This window comes from Bulleidia extructa W1219 (assembly GCF_000177375.1).
GTDB lineage: Bacteria > Bacillota_I > Bacilli_A > Erysipelotrichales > Erysipelotrichaceae > Bulleidia > Bulleidia extructa.
Genome location: NZ_ADFR01000016.1, coordinates 53856 through 73843 on the forward strand (window position 1 = coordinate 53856; position 19988 = coordinate 73843).

Annotated in this window: 21 protein-coding genes and 1 other annotated feature; of the genes, 1 reads left to right on the forward strand and 20 read right to left on the reverse strand. The window is 35.4% G+C overall.

Annotation, left to right across the window (positions count from 1 at the left end; all coding sequences use genetic code 11):
- Positions 1–49: 49 nt before the first annotated feature.
- From HMPREF9013_RS06325 to HMPREF9013_RS06360, 8 genes are all read right to left on the reverse strand, one after another.
- Positions 50–1432, reverse strand: a complete 1383-nt coding sequence (locus tag HMPREF9013_RS06325; RefSeq protein ID WP_050772095.1) for a sensor histidine kinase — start codon at positions 1430–1432, stop codon at positions 50–52.
- On the reverse strand, positions 1419–2087 hold the full coding sequence (locus HMPREF9013_RS06330; protein ID WP_006627555.1) for a response regulator transcription factor: 669 nt from the start codon (positions 2085–2087) through the stop codon (positions 1419–1421). The genes HMPREF9013_RS06325 and HMPREF9013_RS06330 overlap by 14 nt, the downstream gene beginning before the upstream one ends.
- Positions 2088–2128: 41 nt before the next feature.
- A complete protein-coding gene (locus HMPREF9013_RS06335) occupies positions 2129–2956 on the reverse strand; it encodes an Mrp/NBP35 family ATP-binding protein (protein ID WP_006627556.1) in 828 nt (275 codons plus the stop codon).
- Positions 2937–3428 carry a DUF4358 domain-containing protein gene (locus tag HMPREF9013_RS06340; RefSeq protein WP_006627557.1) on the reverse strand — a complete coding sequence of 164 codons (492 nt, stop codon included), beginning with the start codon at positions 3426–3428 and terminating at the stop codon, positions 2937–2939. The genes HMPREF9013_RS06335 and HMPREF9013_RS06340 overlap by 20 nt, the downstream gene beginning before the upstream one ends.
- The gene (gene scpB / locus HMPREF9013_RS06345) at positions 3418–3981 is read right to left on the reverse strand and encodes an SMC-Scp complex subunit ScpB (RefSeq protein ID WP_006627558.1); all 564 of its coding nucleotides are present in this window, start codon (positions 3979–3981) and stop codon (positions 3418–3420) included. Before scpB ends, HMPREF9013_RS06340 begins: the two co-directional genes overlap by 11 nt.
- A gap of 1 nt (position 3982) precedes the next feature.
- Positions 3983–4708 carry a segregation and condensation protein A gene (locus HMPREF9013_RS06350; RefSeq protein ID WP_006627559.1) on the reverse strand — a complete coding sequence of 242 codons (726 nt, stop codon included), beginning with the start codon at positions 4706–4708 and terminating at the stop codon, positions 3983–3985.
- A gap of 45 nt (positions 4709–4753) precedes the next feature.
- Entirely contained in the window at positions 4754–7147 is a 2394-nt protein-coding gene (leuS, locus tag HMPREF9013_RS06355) for a leucine--tRNA ligase (RefSeq protein ID WP_006627560.1), read from the reverse strand.
- Between the two features lie 35 nt (positions 7148–7182).
- Positions 7183–7368: a binding site (T-box leader), on the reverse strand.
- Between the two features lie 17 nt (positions 7369–7385).
- Entirely contained in the window at positions 7386–8117 is a 732-nt protein-coding gene (locus HMPREF9013_RS06360; RefSeq protein WP_006627561.1) for a hypothetical protein, read from the reverse strand.
- 55 nt (positions 8118–8172) lie between these two features.
- Between HMPREF9013_RS06360 and HMPREF9013_RS06365 the strand changes: the two genes are divergently transcribed.
- Positions 8173–9027 (forward strand): metallophosphoesterase, encoded by an 855-nt coding sequence (locus HMPREF9013_RS06365; protein ID WP_006627562.1) that lies wholly within the window; start codon positions 8173–8175, stop codon positions 9025–9027.
- 131 nt (positions 9028–9158) lie between these two features.
- Here HMPREF9013_RS06365 and HMPREF9013_RS06370 read toward each other — a convergent pair whose 3' ends face one another.
- From HMPREF9013_RS06370 to HMPREF9013_RS06425, 12 genes are all read right to left on the reverse strand, one after another.
- A complete protein-coding gene (locus HMPREF9013_RS06370) occupies positions 9159–9404 on the reverse strand; it encodes a hypothetical protein (protein WP_006627563.1) in 246 nt (81 codons plus the stop codon).
- 1 nt (position 9405) lies between these two features.
- Positions 9406–11109 (reverse strand): amino acid ABC transporter ATP-binding/permease protein, encoded by a 1704-nt coding sequence (locus tag HMPREF9013_RS06375; RefSeq protein WP_006627564.1) that lies wholly within the window; start codon positions 11107–11109, stop codon positions 9406–9408.
- On the reverse strand, positions 11106–12845 hold the full coding sequence (locus tag HMPREF9013_RS06380; protein WP_040333745.1) for an ABC transporter ATP-binding protein/permease: 1740 nt from the start codon (positions 12843–12845) through the stop codon (positions 11106–11108). The genes HMPREF9013_RS06375 and HMPREF9013_RS06380 overlap by 4 nt, the downstream gene beginning before the upstream one ends.
- Positions 12846–13211: 366 nt before the next feature.
- Positions 13212–13922 carry an ABC transporter ATP-binding protein gene (locus tag HMPREF9013_RS06385; RefSeq protein ID WP_006627566.1) on the reverse strand — a complete coding sequence of 237 codons (711 nt, stop codon included), beginning with the start codon at positions 13920–13922 and terminating at the stop codon, positions 13212–13214.
- 130 nt (positions 13923–14052) lie between these two features.
- Positions 14053–14517, reverse strand: a complete 465-nt coding sequence (locus HMPREF9013_RS06390) for a hypothetical protein (RefSeq protein ID WP_006627567.1) — start codon at positions 14515–14517, stop codon at positions 14053–14055.
- Between the two features lie 90 nt (positions 14518–14607).
- On the reverse strand, positions 14608–16188 hold the full coding sequence (locus tag HMPREF9013_RS06395) for a hypothetical protein (RefSeq protein WP_006627568.1): 1581 nt from the start codon (positions 16186–16188) through the stop codon (positions 14608–14610).
- The gene (locus tag HMPREF9013_RS06400) at positions 16181–16888 is read right to left on the reverse strand and encodes an ABC transporter ATP-binding protein (protein WP_006627569.1); all 708 of its coding nucleotides are present in this window, start codon (positions 16886–16888) and stop codon (positions 16181–16183) included. Before HMPREF9013_RS06400 ends, HMPREF9013_RS06395 begins: the two co-directional genes overlap by 8 nt.
- A 72-nt stretch (positions 16889–16960) precedes the next feature.
- Positions 16961–17449 carry a hypothetical protein gene (locus HMPREF9013_RS06405; RefSeq protein ID WP_006627570.1) on the reverse strand — a complete coding sequence of 163 codons (489 nt, stop codon included), beginning with the start codon at positions 17447–17449 and terminating at the stop codon, positions 16961–16963.
- 124 nt (positions 17450–17573) lie between these two features.
- Entirely contained in the window at positions 17574–17798 is a 225-nt protein-coding gene (locus tag HMPREF9013_RS06410) for a hypothetical protein (RefSeq protein WP_040333731.1), read from the reverse strand.
- Positions 17799–17806: 8 nt separating this feature from the next.
- Positions 17807–18331, reverse strand: a complete 525-nt coding sequence (locus HMPREF9013_RS06415; RefSeq protein ID WP_006627572.1) for a hypothetical protein — start codon at positions 18329–18331, stop codon at positions 17807–17809.
- A gap of 124 nt (positions 18332–18455) precedes the next feature.
- On the reverse strand, positions 18456–19295 hold the full coding sequence (locus tag HMPREF9013_RS06420; RefSeq protein ID WP_006627573.1) for a hypothetical protein: 840 nt from the start codon (positions 19293–19295) through the stop codon (positions 18456–18458).
- A gap of 14 nt (positions 19296–19309) precedes the next feature.
- The gene (locus HMPREF9013_RS06425) at positions 19310–19972 is read right to left on the reverse strand and encodes a tRNA1(Val) (adenine(37)-N6)-methyltransferase (protein WP_050772096.1); all 663 of its coding nucleotides are present in this window, start codon (positions 19970–19972) and stop codon (positions 19310–19312) included.
- Between the last annotated feature and the right edge of the window lie 16 nt (positions 19973–19988).

The following is a 19988-nucleotide window of genomic DNA, read 5'->3' on the forward strand; positions in this document are numbered from 1 at the left end:
TCCAAACTTTCTCTCTACGTTCATTATACAAAAACCACGCTAAGAAATTCTATAAATCAATCCAAAAAGTACTGCCTTTCCCTAATTCAGAGTCAACACCATATCGCAATTCTAGTAAATCCAAATTTTGTTTAGCGATAGATAATCCAATCCCCGATCCATAAGCATATCGACGATGTTCTTGTTTCACCTTATAATACCGCTCAAAAATATCCTTCAGATCTTCTTTTGGAATTCCCACTCCGCTATCCCTTACTTGCAAACGATACGTCTTATCCTTTTGAATCATTTCTAAATAAATAGAATCACCGTCTGCCGTATAATGAAAAGCATTTGATAAGAAATTTTGAATGACTTGTAATAAAAGCTTATAGTCCGTTTGATAATGGTACTCTTCAACCAAACGAACTTCAAAATGACGATTTTCTTGTTTTGCATAAGCCTCGTATTGATGAATCAAAGGAGCTAACTCTTTAACTAGATCTTTCTGTTCAAACTGAGCTGAAACCCGATGGTCTTCTAACTTAGACAAATCTAATAGATCGTTCACAAATAGATTTAAATGATTCGCTTCATCTACAATGATTTGAAGATTTTCGTTTGTTTTCTCCTCCGGAATATCTTGCATCAGTTCTCCATAGCCTGAAATCATGGTCAACGGTGTCTTTAAATCATGTGAAACATTAGCCAATAAATCTCTTTTCGCTTGATCAGCCTTTTGAACATCCAAAGCCGCCTGAGTCAATGTTTGATTCAATTCCTGCACTTCTGTGTAATTTGGTTTGACCTTTTCACCGGAATATAAACCTCTCCCCAATTCCTTAGCCGCCTGATTCATTTCAATCAAAGGCTTTACTACTTTTTGACGAATCCATAGTGTGACCGCTAAAATCATCAAGAACAAGAATAAACCAATGATCCAAATCTGAGTAATCAACGTTTGGCGGGTTGCCGTAATTGGTGTAATCACATCATAAACCATGGCTGTCACAACATCTTTTCCATTGCTCACCACATGTACATCAATAACACCTTGAAAGGTTTGCGAAGAACCACCGACTTGTAATAACTGTTGATCAGCATAATGTCCATTATTTAATAAAGCATTCTTTTGAAGGGCCATGGTTTGTGAATTACTCAAGCTAGATAATAAGCAAGCCCTTGAACCATATACTTGATCACTGGTGGAACTGATTACCCGAATACAAGTTTCACCTTGTTTTCCTAGATCTTGAATGGTTTTTTCTAAATTTCCTGATAAGTAGGCATTTCCGATCATTTTAGATTGATCCGCCAATGAATTTAAACGATAACGTTCATACATAGGCTTTAATAATACAAATTGAAATAAAGCTAAAATCAATAATAAAGACACGGTGAAAAACAACAAGATTCTAAGAATCAAGGCATTCAAACTATTATTCTTCATCATAACGATATCCAACACCACGAATAGTCACAATATGTTTTGCGAAATCCTGCAAATTTTTTCTTAATAATTTTATATGGGTATCCAATGTACGGTCATCACCAAAGAAATCCATCCCCCACACTTGGCGTAGTAATTGTTCCCGACTTAAGGCAATCCCTTTATTCTTAATTAAATACACCAATAAATCATATTCTTTCGGAGATAAAGAAAGAACACAGTTATTTAACATGACCTTATGTGCTTGGTAATCAACTTTTAAACCCTCTTTTTCATAGCCCTCTAATTGATGACCATACACTCTTTGTAAAATAGCTCGCATACGAAGTAATAAAACCTTGGGACTGAATGGCTTTTCAACATAGTCATCCACCCCTAATTCAAAGCCATGCACTTTATCGTATTCTTGCCCTAAAGCAGTTAATAAAATAACAGGAAGATTTGGCTGTAAAGCCTTCATCTTTTCTAAAGCTGAAAATCCATCCAATTCCGGCATCATCACATCCATCACCACTAAATCAATGGAATGCATCTTCAACTTTTCTAAAGCTTCCAAACCATTACTGGCTAAAACCGTTAAATACCCTTCGTGTTTCGCATAAGTATCAATCAGAAAACGAATTTTTTCTTCATCGTCTACAATCAATATAGTTGCCATATTTTAATTTTCTCCTTTTCATTTTTTAGAAAAAGAAAGCCTTAAAGACTTTCTATCAATTTCAACAAAGATTCCAACTCCTGAATGGTCAGATCCTCTACTCTTCCTTGATCGCAAGCTTCCGGAATTGATGAATACATCGGGATTTCAGCCAAAACCGGCACATGATATTTAACCGCCGTCTCATGAACATGTGATTTTCCAAAAATATAGATTTTTTCATGACACTTAGGGCATGGCACATAAGACATATTTTCCACCAATCCCCATACATTTACATGCATCATACGAGCCATATTGATCGCTTTTTCCACCACCATGGAAACCAAGTCTTGCGGACTGGACACAATGATTACGCCATCCAAAGGTACTGATTGAAATAATGTCAACGGAACATCCGATGTTCCTGGAGGCATATCCACAAACATATAATCCACATCTTCCCAAAGTACTTCTGAATAAAACTGTTTCAAAACATTCGCTACCATCGGCCCTCGCCAAATCACCGGTTGCACATCCATATCCAATAACATATTGGTACTCATGATTTGGATACCTGTCTTCGTCACTGCCGGAAACATCATACCTTTTTGTCCTTCCGCTTTAGAAGTGATTCCAAAAATTCTACCTTGGCTAGGACCGGTAATATCCCCATCCAATACAGCGGTTCGATAACCTTTTTTCTGCATGCCGGAAGCTAACATAGCTGTCACAAACGATTTACCAACACCACCTTTTCCACTTAAAATACCAATGATTTTTTTAACTTTAGCTTGATCATGAAGTTGAAGACCAAAATTTTCTTTTTCCCGTTTACGGAAACCATAATCCTCCGGTTTTTTACCTTTATCATTTATTATTTCGCTCATTTTTCCCCTTATCTAATTGACTTAAATAGTTATTAACTTTCTGATTTGCAAGTTCAATATTATCATAAATCACCAACACCACATATTCGTCTGACTCAGCTAATATGGCATTACTTATCTTAAACACTTCACTTGGATAGGAATGTACCATCTGTCGTTTCAATTCCACTAAGTAATCTTTTAGATCTTGTTTGACTTTCTTCTTTTCTTTGCTGCGGATGATGGCAATCAGATTAGCCGATCCTTCTTTACGAGATCGATAGATAACCGCTTCACTATACGGCTGCTCATTTTGGAAAAATAACCCTTTCACCGTACGGTCTTTTACTCTTTCCAACTGGTCTTTCTGATTAAAGTCATTCAATAAACGAGAAGCCAATTGCTCACAAGAAGAAACAGACATCCCTTTTCCTGTTGAACAAGCACTTAAACTAATAGATAAAAAAAGACCCAATACAAACTTAAATTTCATGATCAGCTCCAAAAAGTTCATCATTTTCATGAGATTGATACTCCGGTAAAGCCGGCAATTCTTGCAAGCTTTCCAACTGAAAAGCATCTAGAAACGCTTCACTAACCCCATATAAGATTGGTCTGCCCGGAGCTTCTGAACGTCCTAGCTCTTCAACCAATCCTCTTGATTGCAGCTTTCTAAGCATAACATCCGCACTAACTCCTCGAATTTCTTCAATTTCCACCCGAGTAATCGGCTGTTTATAAGCAATAATAGCCAAGGTTTCCATAGCTGCGACAGATAATTTAGAACTGGTCTCTTCTTGAAATAAAATCTTTAGATAAGGTTCAACCGTCCCTTTGGACAATAGACGATAACGGCCTCCATAATGGCTCAATTCAACTCCGGAAGATTCTTGATCATACCTTTGATTCAATAAGTCGATGGAGGAATGTAATTGTTCCTCATTTAGAGATAATGTATCCACCAACTGTTCATCACTAATCCCTTCTTCCCCCACTGCGAAAAGAAGGCCTTCTACTAAGCTTAATAAATGATCTTGATTTTCCATGTTAGTTATTTCCCTTCTGTATCCAGATAAAATCCTTCTCATCCAATTGAATAAAACACTTTTGTTGGCGAGCTAAGTCCAAAATAGCTAAAAAAGTAACGATCAATTCCTGCTTTGTTTCACAATCCTCAATCAAGTTCTCAAATTTGAAACAATCCGGTAACTCGTGAAAACGAATCTTTAATTCCAAGACCCGATCCTCCATGGATATTTCTTTCACTGTATAACGAACCGGAATCGGTTTTTCTAATTGTTTACGTCGCCACAAACGAGCCATTGCTTTTAATAAATCATAGGGATTTCCTTGAAATCCTTCCATTGTTTCTATATCACTTGGCTGATATTCAATCATAGGGCGTGTGTATTTCAATTGTCTTTGTTCATAATAGACTTCCAATTCCTCTCGAATCTCTTTAAATTGTTGATATTCCAACAGACGACGCACTAAGGCCTCTCTTGTGTCTTGCTCATAATGATCTTCCAATTCTTCTTTTGAGTTCGGTAAAAGTTGTCTGGATTTATACTCAATAAGAGAAGCCAATTGGGCTAGATATTCCCCTGCAATTTCTAAATGCAATCGCTGCATGGAATGAATGTAGGCGATATATTGGCTAGCTAATTCGTTTACATCTAAATTCATCAAATCCAATTCTTTTTCATGAATCAAATGCAACATCAAATCTAAAGGACCATCAAATTGATTTATCGTTACTGAAAATTCTTCCATGCGCTTATTTTACCAAAAAAAAAGACAGTTTTCACTGTCTTCTTTCTACTTCACAACGATATTCACTAATTTATTCGCTACCACAATAACCTTCATGATTTGTTTACCATTCGTATAGTTAGGAACGGATTCAATCGCCTTATCTTTTAAAACTTGTTGATCACTATCTTTTGCCATTTCAAACTTTGATCTTAATTTACCGTTGACCTGAACAACAATGGTCACGGTATCTTCCACCATCTTGCTTTCATCATAACTTGGCCATTTTTCAAAACTGATTCCCTGTTTACCAGTCAGAATTGTCCAAAGTTCTTCTCCTAAATGAGGGGCAAAGCAGGCAAACATCTTCACAAAGTTTTCAAGATATAATTGATACACATGATCCGCTTTATAACATTCATTGATAAAAATCATCATTTGTGAAATAGCTGTATTAAAACTCAAACTATCAATATCTTCTGAAACCTTCTTAACTGTGGCATGATAAACGCGATCTAAAGAACCATCATTTTCAGAAGTCAATTTATGACTTTCAACAACCAATCGGTACACCCGATTCAACCACTTGAACGTCCCCTCTATTCCTTGATCACTCCATGGTTTTGAAGCTTCTAATGGTCCCATAAACATTTCATAGACACGTACAGTATCCGCACCATACTCTTCTATCAAAACATTTGGATCCACAATGAATTCAGGGAATCGTTTTCCCATTTTGATTCCATTAGTTCCTAAAATCATGCCCTGATGCACCAATTTTTGGAATGGTTCTTTAGTTGGTGTAATCCCTTTATCATATAAGAAGCGATTCCACATACGAGCATACAAAAGATGACCTACTGCATGTTCTGGACCTCCTATATACAAATCAACGGGCATCCAATGTTTCAAAAGTTCAAAATCCGCTAAGCACTTTGAATTATTTGGATCAATGTAACGAAGATAATACCAACTACTACCAGCTGATCCAGGCATAGTAGAAGTTTCTCGCTGTCCCTTTATTCCATTTATTTCGACATTGACCCAATCGTCAGCTTTAGCTAGTGGAGCCATGCCGCCTTTTCCTGGTTTGTAATCATCTAAAATCGGCAATAACAGGGGTAATTGGTCATCACTTAACGCTACATAGCGATCATCTTCCAAATGAATCACCGGAATCGGTTCTCCCCAATATCGCTGGCGTGCAAAAATCCATTCTCGAATCCGATAATTGACTTTTTTAGATCCCAAACCTTTTTCCTCTAACCAAACCAACATTTTTTCAATGGCTTCTTCTGTATTTAAGCCATTCAACCAATCGGAATGAATATGAATCCCATCTTCTACCCAAGCTTCTTTTGCGATATTTCCACCTTCTAAAACAGGAAGAATATCTAAGCCAAACTTTTTTGCAAAAGCATAATCTCGTTCATCATGAGCCGGTACCGCCATCACCGCTCCTGTTCCATAACTTGCTAAAACATAATCTGAAATCCAAATAGGAATTGCTTTCCCATTAACCGGATTAATGGCATAGGATCCTGTAAAAACACCAGTCTTTTCTTTGTTTAACTCTGTTCTTTCCAAATCCGATTTCAAAGAAGCCTCTTTTTGATAAGCTTTTACCGCTTCTTTTTGAATCTCTGTGGTGATTTCATTCACCAATTCATGTTCTGGAGATAGGACACAATAACTAGCTCCAAATAAAGTATCACAACGAGTTGTGAAAACGATAAACCGTTGATCACTACCTTGTACTTGGAATTGAACACTCGCCCCCACTGACTTACCAATCCAATTCCGCTGCATTTCCTTGGTTGATTCTGGCCAATCCAACTCATCCAAACCATCCAACAATTTTTCAGCATAAGAAGGAATATCAATGATCCATTGTTTCATATTCTTACGAACAACCGGATAGCCTCCCCGTTCACTTTTACCATCAATGATTTCATCATTAGATAAAACCGTTCCCAATTCTTCACACCAGTTTACCGGCATATCCACACACTTAGCCAACCCTTCTTCAAACAATTGTTTGAAGATCCATTGAGTCCAGTGATAAAAATGAGGATCGGCTGTACTAATTTCACGACTCCAGTCATAAGAAAAGCCAAAAGACTTTAATTGTTTTCGAAAAGTTTCAATATTTTTTTCTGTAAAAGTAGCGGGATTATTCCCGGTTTGAATGGCATACTGCTCCGCTGGTAAACCAAAAGCATCATAGCCCATCGGATGAAGTACATTATAACCTTGCATCCGACGTTTTCGGCAAATAATATCTGTGGCAGTATAGCCTTCCGGATGACCAGCATGCAATCCTTGTCCACTTGGATAAGGAAACATATCCAAGGCATAGTACTTAGGTTTAGAAAAATCATAAGCATCCGTTTTAAAAGTTTCTTCTTGTTCCCAATACTGTTGCCATTTGGTTTCTATTTCTTTGTGATTATATGGCATTTTTTCCTCCTTGATCAATAAAAAAAGCCCTTATCTCTAAGGACGTATTTCACGCGGTACCACCTTAGTTCATGAATTTCTTCATGCCCTTTATTCTCTTTTATCGCAAGAGTTACGCTTCGCTCCAAAGCAAGTTCAATGATTTTGAAACACTAAGTTACACCATCCCTTAGCTCTCTATGCTTTCAGTCTCATTTACTACTCTTCTTCAATGTGATAGATAGTTGTATTATACACTCTATTTAAAGATTCCATCAAGCGTATCCACAAGATAATTCGGGTAGTTATTTTCTCGATCCTGTGTTAAATCAATTTCCTTTCCTTCACTGACAAAAACACTTGTCAGTCCTAATTGCGAACACATTAAGATCTCTTTTCCCATAGAGTTGCATAGCCGGATCACATCCTTACGAGATTTCTTTACAAAGGATAGAACGCATTTTTGAAACGCTTTCGATTCAATCCCAAACGAATAAAATTTCTGCAAGCACGCATAGGCAATCATCCGAGCTAAACTATCCGCTCCAAAACTAACCTCTCCATCCACGCTTTGAACCCTTCGAGAATCCAAACAAATCAATTTCGCACCAAATTCTACTTCTGATAATACGGCTGCAATTTCATGTTCATCAATAACGGATTTACGACCAATTAAAACATAATCCGGTTTAGAAAAATCAATTTCTACACCATAATTCAAGATTTCTTGTTTGATTTTATTTGATCCCAAATAAGAAACCTTTGCTGTTTTTTTACTGGAACAGATATATTGTAAAGCCGCTTTAGTGGTGGAGTAAAACTGATCTTCCCGTAGAAAAGGGAGCTGATTTTTCCAATCAGCATAGAATTTTTTTTGACTCAGTAGCAAGAATTCCACTTTTTCTTGATTTAATTTTTCTAAAAAAGAACGATCTTTTTTGGTATGAATCAAGTCATCCGGTATTAACAATGTTTTTCCATGTAAGTTCATGGTTTAAGTGTAGCACTACTACAGGTTTTATCACAATTGTGTTAGTATGAAATACATGAATAAACAACAAAAATGGCTTTTCGGAATAGTTGGAATGTTATTGATTATTTTGCTTGGAGTGATTCATTCCTTTTGGATCAGCCCCCAACGCTTTGAACTTAGAAAAGAAACATTAAGTTCTCCACAAATTCCTAAATCTTTAGACAATCTTAAAATTTTATATTTCAGTGATCTCCATTATGGAGAATTCATGAATCAAAAACGACTTCATACATTAGTGGATAAAATTAATTCCTTACAACCAGATGTTGTTTTATTTGGCGGAGACATCTATAGTACTATCGCAAAAATAAACGCTCAATCAAATAAAGAGATCCAAAATGCTTTTTCTTCCATTCGAGCTAAATATGGGAAATTTGCTGTTCTAGGTGATCAAGATGAAATGAATGAAGAACACTTAAAAGCATCTCGCTCTATTTTAAACAAAAGCAATTTTGAGATTCTTCAAAATCAATCCATCACAATTCATAAAGATCAAGAAGACTCTATTGAATTGGTTGGTTTAGCCAATGGGATCACCACCCCTGTCGACTCTAAAAAAGCCTATGAAAATCTAGTTCCTATGCATTATGTTCTAGCTTTTTCCCACACGCCAGACTCAGCGAAACAAGTTCCGGCTGATTTAACCGACTATTATTTAGCTGGTCATAGTTTAGGAGGTCAAGTTTATTATTTATTTGGTTCTTTAACAAGACCTGCTATGGCCAAAGAGATTTTCCGCGGTAAATCTTCTATCAAAGGGAAATTTGATGTGGATGTCACAAATGGTGTTGGAACCATCAAGAAAGATGCCCGTTTCTTAACCCCTGCCGAAGTGGTGCTGTATACGTTAAAAAAAATTCCTAAATAACCAAACCGATGGCCGAAAATAATAGCTAGTTTCATCAATCAAAAAAGGCAACTTCCTTGAAAAATTCTCATTGAAATAGCCTTTTTTAATATAATCATAGACATCATCTCATCTACTATTCACCTGAAACACTAGACTTCCTCTTCTTTTAACTCTCTAAAATTTGAAAGATGATATCCAAAATAACATTTACCCGATTTGCCTATAAATATCCCATGTTCAGGCATGTTGACTATTTCTTCCAAATATATCATAGGCAGATCGTTTTTAAACGGATAATCACTGGTCATGTTTTTCATAGTTACTAAAGTCTTTTCTCTTAACTTGTTCATTCCATCGCCTTTCTTAACTCCAAATCGCTGAAACTCTTTCTCCATCTTAAGAAACCCTCCCATTCCTCATTTCATACAGTTCATCTGCCAATGACATTGTTGAACTTCTATGAGAAACAAGCACAATGGTTTTTCCCGTCTTGGCTTCGGATAAAGATTTTAGAATAATACCTTCATTTAAGATATCCAAATTACTCGTCGGTTCATCCAAAAGAATCAGATCACCATCTTGTAAAAAAGCTCTTGCTAAGCCAATTCGCTGTTTCTCGCCATCTGAAAGAGAATCTCCCAACTCTGCCACGTTTGTTTCATAACCATCAGGAAGACTCATGATAAAGTCGTGAATACTCGCTTTTTTAGCCGCATTTTTCACTTCTTCCATCGTTGCTTTCTGTTTAGCTATCTTGATATTTTCAGCTATCGTATCACGAAACATCATCGTATCTTGCGTCACATAACTCGAAAAATGTCGTAAATCATCAGTATTGATTTCTTTTATATTTTTATGAGAAATATAAATAGACCCTTGGTTGACATCCCAAAAGCGCATCAGTAATTTTAAAAGTGTCGATTTTCCAGAACCACTAACCCCATGAATTCCCAAAACTTTCCCCTTAGGAATCTGCATGGAAATATTTTGAAGAATCATATCCTTTTCATAGGAAAAATAAACCTTTTCAACCTCGGCACCTTCAAAATCAATCGGTTTTCTACCACTCACTTCTTCAATAACCGGTTTTTCTTCCAATAACGAAAGAACTCTTTCTCCACAAGCTAGCGTTTGATTTAAGTTATTGGATAATGAAGATAAAGCAATAGTAGGTCCAAAAGAAGACATCATCGCTAGTGTAGCGATCAAGACTTGTGAAAAATCAACGTTTCCTGTTTGGTACAACCAAAGCATCATGAAAAACATCCCCCACGAAAAAATCTGGATAATCAGATTTGTTACCGCTTTTTGTGAACCTTCAAATGAGCTTAATTTTTTCTGATTTTCAGACAATTGTATCGATTTCTGATCCATGATCGTTTGTTGAATTGTCCCTTGATTGTATTGTTGAATTTCATCTAAACCATACATACTATTCAATACAAAATCATTCAGTTTTCCTACTTCATTTCTAAATTTTATTCCCGTACCATAACTGCGTTTTTCATTCCAAATAGGCAATATAATCCCTACTATTCCATAAGCAAATAAAGCCAGCAAGCCAGCCAACCAATGTTGTTGACCAATAAAAAGAATCATCATCATAGAAGTGAGAAACGCTATCGCTATTGGCGAAATAGTATGCGCAAAAAAGACTTCCAATAATTCAATATCGCTTGTGATAATCGTAATCAGATTTCCTTTTTCTTTTCCTTCCAGTTTAGCAGGACAAAGTTTACGAAGAACCGAAAACACCTTATGACGAATAATAGCCAATACACGAAAAGCGATATAGTGATTACAGTATTGTTCCCCATAATGAAGAATTCCTCTTGCTACAGCCATCACCAGTAAAAGAGTGAACAAATATTGCCAAGAAGATAAAAACCAAAACGTTACCTTTCCAGATGCTGCCATTCCTTCAACAACGCCAAGCCCTTTAAGAATGCCATAACCACCAACGATCGTCAGAAAAATTGCGCATAAAAAACCAAGAACCCCTAATAGAATCCCTAAAAGCATCACCCCCGTTAGTGGTTTTACCAAAATGATAAGCTTTCTCATAATGGCTACAGCCGATCTTCTTCTATCTGTATTCATAGTGCCTCTTTTCCATGTGAATATCTTTCGAGATTCATTTGTTTGGTGAATAAATTTTGATAAACACCTCTTGTTTCCATCAATTCATGATGTGTTCCCGATTCCACGATTGTTCCATTTTGTAATAAATAAATACAATCGCTATCTACTACATTGGCTAATCTGTGTGAAATTAAAATCACCGTTTTTTCTTTTGAAAGATTTCGAATTACTTGCATAATGATTTCTTCACTCGACGCATCTATATTTGAAGTCGCTTCATCAAAGATGTACATCGGCGTATTATGCAACAAGGCTCTTGCCAATGCCAATCGTTGTTTCTGACCACCGGAAAAATTGGAACCATTGGTTTCTATTCGGGTATTCAAACCATCCTGAGAGCTGACAAAAGCCAACAGATTCACTTTCTTTAACGCATCTTCCATCTGTTCGTCCGTTGCTAAAGCATTCCCCATTAAAAGATTCTCTTTGACCGTTCCTTCAAAAAGCCAGCTATTGTGACTAACCATCGTTATGTGACTCATAATGGACTGACTGGATAAATCACCATGTTCATCCTGATTGATTTTGATCACGCCATGATACTTTGGATTCAAACCCATTAAAATACCGGCTATAGTTGATTTTCCGGATCCGGATACCCCCACAATCGAAACAAAGGATTTTGGCTGTATATCCATATCAATACCATGCAATATTTCCCGCTTATCATCGTATGAAAAAGAGAGATTTTTTATCTGAATTTGAAGTTTGTCACCTGTAATTTCTTTGGTTCCTCTTGTTTGTTCCGGAAGATCCAAAAGTGCAAAAATACGATCGCTGGCTTTGATACCATTCATTCCAATATGGAATAAACTGCCTAGCAAACGCATTGGCAAGAAAAATTCAGCCGCCAAAAACAAAATCATTAAAACACCGGTCAACGAAATTTCTCCTTTAGAAAATAGAACAAGAGCACTAATCATACCCACCGTTGCTCCTCCATAAGCAATAATATCCATCATAGAGGTACTGTTTAACTGCATCATCAAGACTTTCATAGTGATTTTACGAAATTTCTCCGACTCTTTATCCATATCATCAGCCGCAGTTTGATCAGCCTGATAAATTTTCAAAGTGGTCATTCCTTGCAATTTTTCAAGAAAGCTATCACCTAATCCATAATAAATTTCAAAGTAGTGACTGAGCAATTTTTTAGCAATGATCATAACCAGCATAATGACTATCGGAATCAAAAAAACTGCCACCAAAAGATACCAAGCCGTCTTAACACTGATTTGAGATATCACAATAAATAAAATAACCGGAGCGAATAGGGCATAGAAGAATTGACTAAGATATCGACTAAAATAAGTTTCCAATTGTTCAACACCCTCTCCGACCATTTGCACAATTTCTGATGTACGAATCTGTTCACGATACGAAGGCCCTAGTCGCAATAATTTCTCATAGATTTGACCTCGTAACACCCTTTTAACATCTACGCTGGCATAGAAACTAGCACGAGTATACAAAAGATCACAAATATAACGGATTGTCACTCCCAAAAAAATGCTCATTGCCACTTGGATCATATCGGCGTTAGTCAGTGTATGATGCCATACCAGACTAATTAAGTTCGTGACATTCCAAGCAATCATAATTTGTACCAACAAAGATACCAACTGCCAAATAATCTGATAGATAATATATTTTCCCGACCCCTTTAAAAGGCGCAATAACCTTGTCTTAATCATACATTCATTCCCCTTTTCATCACCACTATAAAGCCATTCAATATCCCATATCTCATTGAATTTCCTATTCATGTTAGTCGATATTTATTCCCTGTCATATTAACATGGTCAAAATTCTCTAACAAGAAATTCAATTCAAATAAGATCATCAGAAAATTGAATCATACTTATGATTTTTATATATAAGTACGTTTTTATCACAAATCAAAAATCATCTTTTACAAAGATGGAATCTTGCATCATTAACCGGAATTTTTGACCACCTATAATAGCTCAAATACTCTCCATCCCCGTTATAAAAATAATCAACTTCCAAAGTCATTCCTCTTTTTATTCAGGGTATAGAAAAAGACGCTTGACACGTCCTTATGAATATTCTTTATCGTCACTTAGCGCAGCAATAATTTTATCCTTAAATTCTTTACTGTTCAGTCCTGCTTTTTCCACCATTTCCAGTTCGCCATGATGAAGTAATACAATCTCATCACAAAGATCAAGAGCCAAATCCATGATATGTGTTGAGATAATCGTGATTCGACCTTGTTTTAAAGACTGAAGTAATTGTTTCATTCGTTCAGCAATCACAACATCCAGTGAAGTAAAAGATTCATCCAACAACAAAATCTCTGATCGAGAAATAATATTCGTCAACATTTGCATTTTGTTTTTCATACCGTGGGAGTAAAATTCTAACGGCCTATCTCTATCTTCCGGTTCAATACTCATATACTCAAAATAATCATCAATGCTTTTAAGGTTAGATGGTGCATTTTTATTCGTATTCAAAAAGAAATTTAAAAATTCTCTTCCCGTCAAAAACTCCGGTACAATAGGCGTAGATAACACATATCCAATATGATCTGCTGTGACTTCTTGATGAACTCCATCCATGTCCATATAGAAATCTCCATTATCAGTCTCTACATCTCTATTCAAACAATTAAAAAATGTCGTTTTGCCAATTCCATTCCTTCCAAGTAAACCATAAATTTTCCCTTCTTCAAAGGTGAAATCTATATTTTTCAAAACTTTCTTATTTTCAAAACTTTTTGATAATTGTTCAATGATAAGTCTCATAACATCCCCTCAACTATAATTCTAGAATACCCGCTCAAATTAATCAAATCGTTTCAAGCTAAGAATCAACACGCTTGACATAAAAAGACGATAAAAATTTAATTTTTCTACCGTCTACCCTATTTTACGATTATAAACCTTTTTTAAAAAATTTCCTGAACTCTGCAACTTCAGAATTAGATTGTGTAACAGAAACCGAATATTTAGCCCCTCTATTGAGACCCGGCTCATAAGTAACCGGTACAAAATGAAACGAATATTCCGCATTAAATACTTTGCAATACCCCAAATAACCTTCTGTATGACTACCATTATCTCGATTAAATATGACCGCATCACCATGATTTTTCAAATCTGGTTCAACTGGAATAACCACAACTTCTCCCTCTTTATATCCCACAATAAAATTACTATGTTTTGTAATTTTCACCACAATAGCATCTGTAAAATCTTCCGAGTGACAATAAATCAACTTATACTCATCGCCATTAGGAACACTATTATTAAAGATTTCTCTCATTCTTGCCTTGTTTTTTCTATTTTCTTCATCCGTCGCTCCCAAAAACGCTTTCTTAGCTAAATCCATTAATCCCATTTTCGTTCTCCTTTTATTTTATTAATAAAATTCTAGTTGTTTACATTATACCTTAAATCTTTTTACATCCATAGACTTGCCAGCTATTTTTTATTTTCTAATTTTAAATGTCTTTGGAGCGAAACGATACACCAAAAAACTGGCCATCATACTATAAAGGACACAAAATACAATCGTCATCAATCCAAACATTAAAAATGATAGACGGAAAACTCTCACATGGAAAGACACTAAGTAAGTTAGTAACATGACCAGTTGATAAATTCCGCTTTTTAATTCTGTTTCAGCATTGTATGGCTGGAGTAAATAATAAATAGTCAGATAATGAATGGAAAAAAATAAGCTTATACAAAGAATTGAAACGATCATTATAGCATCATTCAAGAAATCACTTTTCCCCTTGATAACATAAAGAATCAATGATAATCCAATTCCAATAATCAAAGCAGGAACCGCATTGATTTTCATGATTTCCCGTAAACGAATCTGGAATAGTCGTAACACCAATTTGGGCTGTTTATAAAAAGAATACGTCAATAAACTATGATCACAATTCATAAATAACACTTGTGTAAAACGAGCACCACGATTGATAGAATACATAACAAGCACCAAAGAAGAAAAATTCGTCATAATAACACGATACATAGTTGGTTTTAAATCAGGACGAAGAAAAATAACCATCAAAATAGCAAAGATGAAAAGGATACAACCATACGAAACCTTTTTAGTGGAATTCCAAAGTATCTTTTTGTGTCTTTTAATAAACAATTCATTTAAATATTCAAAGCCTATACGATGACTATGAATGGAAGTGTCTGCCGATATTTTCTTCTCATTTTCCTTCTTAATCAACTTTGCCATCGCTTTAGAATCCATTTGTGTGACCATTTTTGATAATAATTCCTGATTAACAGCACGATAGTCTTGAAAGGTGAATACTTTTATCAAACCGATCATTCCTAAAGGAAGACAAATCAAAAACAGCCAGATAGAAATAACCTCCGGCAAAGCGACGCCCATCATCGGTAGCCCATATGCAAAAGCCACTAACAAAGTAGCGCCAATCATCGCGTTTTTAAAGAACTTATTTTCATTATAATCATACCCTTTTTTCTCATATTCAGATAAAATCAAGGCCGTCACTGAAAGTTTCATACCCGCTATACAAAACGGTAAAAGCAAACACAACCATAAAGGTATTCCTTTTCCTATCCCAAAGAAAATCGTAAAAGGCAAAAAACCAATTACAATCTTTAAAAGAGCATAAAAATAATTAACCAATGTATATTCCTTTGCGTCCATTCTCATAAGAATCATGGCATAGTATTTATCCTTTGTCGGATTAAAAAGACGTGTATTCATCAAGCTGCCAATCATCGTTAAAAAAAGCAAGATATGTAAAAAAGTCATACTTTTAGGTAATCCCTTATTATAAAGAAATCCCATACCACCAACCATGATTAGAAAATAAAGGAATTTCCATAAAAAAGTGGAAACAATTTCCCATAAAACAGATAACAGATTCGCGAAAATTTTAAATCCTTTTACTTGGTACACCATTTCCGGAAGTATTTTTTTCAAAAAAGGAATTTGCTTAAGAAAAAATAAAATACCATTGACACGATAGGTGTTTTTCAAAGAAAAAGAAATCCTAAGTGTCTTATTCATGGTCTTCCTCACTCAATGCTCTAATGATTTTATCCTTGAACTCTTGACTATCTAAGTTTATTTTCTCAACCACTTCCAATAGACCATGATGAAGTAATATGATTTCATCACAAAGATCAAGGGCCAGATCCATAATATGCGTTGAAAAGATAATGATTCGATTTTTCTTTAAAGAACGTAACGATTGTTTCATACTTTCTGCTGCAACAACATCCAATGAAGTCAAGGGTTCATCCAGTAATAAAACATCCGGTTCAGTCATCATGTTAATTAACATTTGCATTTTATTTTTCATACCGTGTGAGTAGTCCTTTAACAATTTATCCCTATCTTCCATCTCAATGCCTATATCATCAAAATACGCATCGATACTTTTAAGATGGGTCATTGACTTTTCATTGATGTCAATAAAAAACTTTAAAAACTCCCTACCGGTTAAAAATTCCGGGACAGCTGGCGTGGATAAAACATACCCCATGCGATCCGCCGTCAAGTCTTGACAAACCCCATCTATTTCCAAATAGAATTTTCCACTATCCACCTTCATATCCTGATTCAAACAATTGAATAAAGTTGTTTTACCGGCTCCATTTCTTCCCAGTAAGCCGTAAATTTTGCCTTCTTCAAAGGTAAAACTGATATTCTTTAAAACTTTTTTATTTCCAAAACTTTTTAACAATTGTTCAATGATCAATTTCATCCGATCTCCTCTATTATCTTTAAGAACACTATTCAATCCGAAACGAAAAACATCAAAAATATTAAATATGTCTTATTTTACCAATCCATGTAGATCTTGTGCCAGTTCTTTCAATATTGATAAATCCCGTTCTCGACAAAATCCAAAGATATTGCTGATATCTCTTCCTATAAAAGTTGTTTTCTCTTTTGATCCATAAATGGTCAATTTCAATTGTTTCGAGTTTTCTTGGATCGAAATATCCTCTAAATTATCTTTATATTGAAATTCACCATCCATCCACACACTTATTTGTTTATTTTCAAGTTGAACTTTAAAATCATGACCACATTTCTTTTTAATCCAAATGGCGACCGGTGCCCCTATCACAAAAGCAGGAACCAAAATAATCAACTCCAGATAAATATTAGAGCTTGCCATGCCTGTTATATTCTTATGCGGAAAAACAAACTCAAAAACGATTAAAATCATGGCTACCGGAACCATGAAGGCAGCAGGATAACTTAGTCCCATCACTCGATCATCTTTTGGAGTGCCTGCTCTAAATTGATATATTTTCATGACCACTTTCTACCTCAACATTCTTTCTATCAGCCAAAATAATAAAGGCTTATGCAACTCTAGATTCACATAAGCCTAGTCTACTTTTCTCTACTCTGACGGCCTCATCAATGGTTGTAACAATCTACTTCCACTTTGATTCTATCATCGCTTGTACTTGTCCTAACGGAATATTGAACAAAATACCATACAGACACATTCCTATTAACAAAACCGCTATCGCAACGGAAATTCCATAAACAAGCGGATTATGTAGTTTAGCTTTCCTGACTATTACATTGATCAACGTATAAGCCAGAAAAGCAGCCGATACAACTAATACAACATAATTCGGCACCATGCTGCTCATACGATATCCTACCTTCCGCTACAAAAATGATTCCAGAATTCAACCCAACTACTATGTTCATCTCTTTGATCCACATACGCAAAGGTTTCTTCGTCATACCAATCGTTATTCAATATTTCATCCACATATTTAGGAACAAAGAAATTAAAGAACTCCTTTTTAAACGAGTTTCCATACTGCAAATAATACGCCCCCGTCATCTTAATAAAATTCACTCTCTTAACATCTTGAGGTTTGTATGTATACGGTTCACCAGCTTGACTTAAATCTGGACTTACTTCCAGAAAAACCAAACTCAAGTCACTTTCTCTATACCCAATCACAAAACTTCTAAATTTACATGAAAATGTTCGAATAACTACCAAACTAGCTCTTTGTATATCTTCTGAATACGCATAAACAATCTGATAGCTTGATCCATCTTCTACATGGCTATCAAATAATTCTCGCATCCGCTTTTTATTGCCATCATTTCTGGAATTGTCTACTTCCACTTTACTTTTACTTCCACCAAATAAACCAAATAATCCCATTTCATTATCTCCAATCTTTTTAGGGAAATTTCCCTTAACTGGTTTCTATTGTAACATAACAAATATTTAATACATATACATGTATATATAATTTCCAATTTTTACTGATTTTTTAAAAAGGCAGCTATACACTACCTTTTTTTAATAATTCATTCATTAAATCCATATACGCATAACCATCTCCATTGTGGCGATAGCCAATACCGATAAAGTCAGATTGCTTTGGTAAGCTATATTGAAACAAGCTAACAATCCCTTTTTCTTTTTCTATAAAGCCATTTCTTTCCAATACAGTTAGTGTCAAAATCCCTTCTTGTTCCACCAATTTTTTCAACATTCTTTTCCCTTTTTGATACACCTCAAACCTAGGAAAACAAAGGCGAACCCCATCTTCAATCACTTGCAAATGACAATCCAAGAAATAAGATTGAAAAACATCCAAGTCAATGGTTCGATCCAAATAAACATCCCAAACTCCCTCTTGCTGATAAGAAATTCCTTTCGTGAAAGGAAATTCTAATTCAGTTTGAACAATAGTGGTCTTTTGAATACCAAATTCCAGCAAGGCTTGACCAGGATTTCCTTCTGTCAAAAGAACCATTATTTTTTTAGCGGTCGGTATATTCTCTTGGAAATACTGATCTAATTTTTCAAAAACAGGAAATAAGCTCTCTTGATGAATAATGAACACCATTGATTCTTTTTGAAATTGACTTGGTCGATACGTCCAAAGACAGCCATAAATTCCTTTTTTATAGTCCATATAAACTTTTTGTAAAGGCCAGCGAATCGACAATTCTTTTTGCAAACGATCTAAAGAAGAGGATTTTAAAACCTCTCCTTTCGCTACTTCCGGAACAAAAGAAATTGAAAGTTGAAAGCGAGATTTCCATAGCCCTACCAAAGCATAGAAAAAGATACCGATAAACACAATCAAACAACCCCAAATCCAATATTGATTCATCTTTCTTTTCCTTTCTATCTTTGATCTAAATAAATCGCTTTTTCTACCAAACAATCTTTTCTTTGTCCCCACTTGAATTCCATCAAAACCGTCTTAGCCTTGGAATGGACATGAGCATACGCTAAACCCATGCGCACACAAGATAATCCCTGTTCATGAGCTTCTTCTATCATACTACCTATCTTTTCCGCTTTTTGCACGATATAAAACCGACCATTCCCTTTCAAAAGACGATGAACAGCTTCCATTAAATCTCTCAAAGGCAAATATTTTTCCCGTCTGGCTGTATCCAAATAAAGATTATTATTTTTAATATCGCCAGAAAAATATGGAGGATTACACACAATAACATCCACCAATTCCGCTTTGTATTCTTGAATTCTGGAACAAACAAATTGGAAGTTTACTCGATTGTAGATAGCATTTTCCTTAGCACTTTCTAACACTTCAGAAAACACATCTACTCCAATTCCTATAATATCGGCCTTCTCTTTTGCGTAATATAATAAAGCCCCTTGGTTACAACCAATATCCAATACCGTTTCTCCATCATAGACTTCCAAAAAACGACCCAATAATTCCGTATCACCATTAAAATGATACCAATCCTTACCTTGTGCAAGGCTATATCGAGTTCCATTCAAGTAATCTCTTTTAATGCTGATCTTGGTACTCATATAACCGTTGTTCCCT

What these genes read in the sequence shown, in the direction of transcription:
- HMPREF9013_RS06325 (WP_050772095.1), bottom strand. Translation starts at nt 1,432, where the DNA reads ATGATGAAGAATAATAGTTTGAATGCCTTGATTCTTAGAATCTTGTTG.
- HMPREF9013_RS06330 (WP_006627555.1), bottom strand. Translation starts at nt 2,087, where the DNA reads ATGGCAACTATATTGATTGTAGACGATGAAGAAAAAATTCGTTTTCTG.
- HMPREF9013_RS06335 (WP_006627556.1), bottom strand. Translation starts at nt 2,956, where the DNA reads ATGAGCGAAATAATAAATGATAAAGGTAAAAAACCGGAGGATTATGGT.
- HMPREF9013_RS06340 (WP_006627557.1), bottom strand. Translation starts at nt 3,428, where the DNA reads ATGAAATTTAAGTTTGTATTGGGTCTTTTTTTATCTATTAGTTTAAGT.
- scpB (WP_006627558.1), bottom strand. Translation starts at nt 3,981, where the DNA reads ATGGAAAATCAAGATCATTTATTAAGCTTAGTAGAAGGCCTTCTTTTC.
- HMPREF9013_RS06350 (WP_006627559.1), bottom strand. Translation starts at nt 4,708, where the DNA reads ATGGAAGAATTTTCAGTAACGATAAATCAATTTGATGGTCCTTTAGAT.
- leuS (WP_006627560.1), bottom strand. Translation starts at nt 7,147, where the DNA reads ATGCCATATAATCACAAAGAAATAGAAACCAAATGGCAACAGTATTGG.
- HMPREF9013_RS06360 (WP_006627561.1), bottom strand. Translation starts at nt 8,117, where the DNA reads ATGAACTTACATGGAAAAACATTGTTAATACCGGATGACTTGATTCAT.
- HMPREF9013_RS06365 (WP_006627562.1), top strand. Translation starts at nt 8,173, where the DNA reads ATGAATAAACAACAAAAATGGCTTTTCGGAATAGTTGGAATGTTATTG.
- HMPREF9013_RS06370 (WP_006627563.1), bottom strand. Translation starts at nt 9,404, where the DNA reads ATGGAGAAAGAGTTTCAGCGATTTGGAGTTAAGAAAGGCGATGGAATG.
- HMPREF9013_RS06375 (WP_006627564.1), bottom strand. Translation starts at nt 11,109, where the DNA reads ATGAATACAGATAGAAGAAGATCGGCTGTAGCCATTATGAGAAAGCTT.
- HMPREF9013_RS06380 (WP_040333745.1), bottom strand. Translation starts at nt 12,845, where the DNA reads ATGATTAAGACAAGGTTATTGCGCCTTTTAAAGGGGTCGGGAAAATAT.
- HMPREF9013_RS06385 (WP_006627566.1), bottom strand. Translation starts at nt 13,922, where the DNA reads ATGAGACTTATCATTGAACAATTATCAAAAAGTTTTGAAAATAAGAAA.
- HMPREF9013_RS06390 (WP_006627567.1), bottom strand. Translation starts at nt 14,517, where the DNA reads ATGGGATTAATGGATTTAGCTAAGAAAGCGTTTTTGGGAGCGACGGAT.
- HMPREF9013_RS06395 (WP_006627568.1), bottom strand. Translation starts at nt 16,188, where the DNA reads ATGAATAAGACACTTAGGATTTCTTTTTCTTTGAAAAACACCTATCGT.
- HMPREF9013_RS06400 (WP_006627569.1), bottom strand. Translation starts at nt 16,888, where the DNA reads ATGAAATTGATCATTGAACAATTGTTAAAAAGTTTTGGAAATAAAAAA.
- HMPREF9013_RS06405 (WP_006627570.1), bottom strand. Translation starts at nt 17,449, where the DNA reads ATGAAAATATATCAATTTAGAGCAGGCACTCCAAAAGATGATCGAGTG.
- HMPREF9013_RS06410 (WP_040333731.1), bottom strand. Translation starts at nt 17,798, where the DNA reads ATGAGCAGCATGGTGCCGAATTATGTTGTATTAGTTGTATCGGCTGCT.
- HMPREF9013_RS06415 (WP_006627572.1), bottom strand. Translation starts at nt 18,331, where the DNA reads ATGGGATTATTTGGTTTATTTGGTGGAAGTAAAAGTAAAGTGGAAGTA.
- HMPREF9013_RS06420 (WP_006627573.1), bottom strand. Translation starts at nt 19,295, where the DNA reads ATGAATCAATATTGGATTTGGGGTTGTTTGATTGTGTTTATCGGTATC.
- HMPREF9013_RS06425 (WP_050772096.1), bottom strand. Translation starts at nt 19,972, where the DNA reads ATGAGTACCAAGATCAGCATTAAAAGAGATTACTTGAATGGAACTCGA.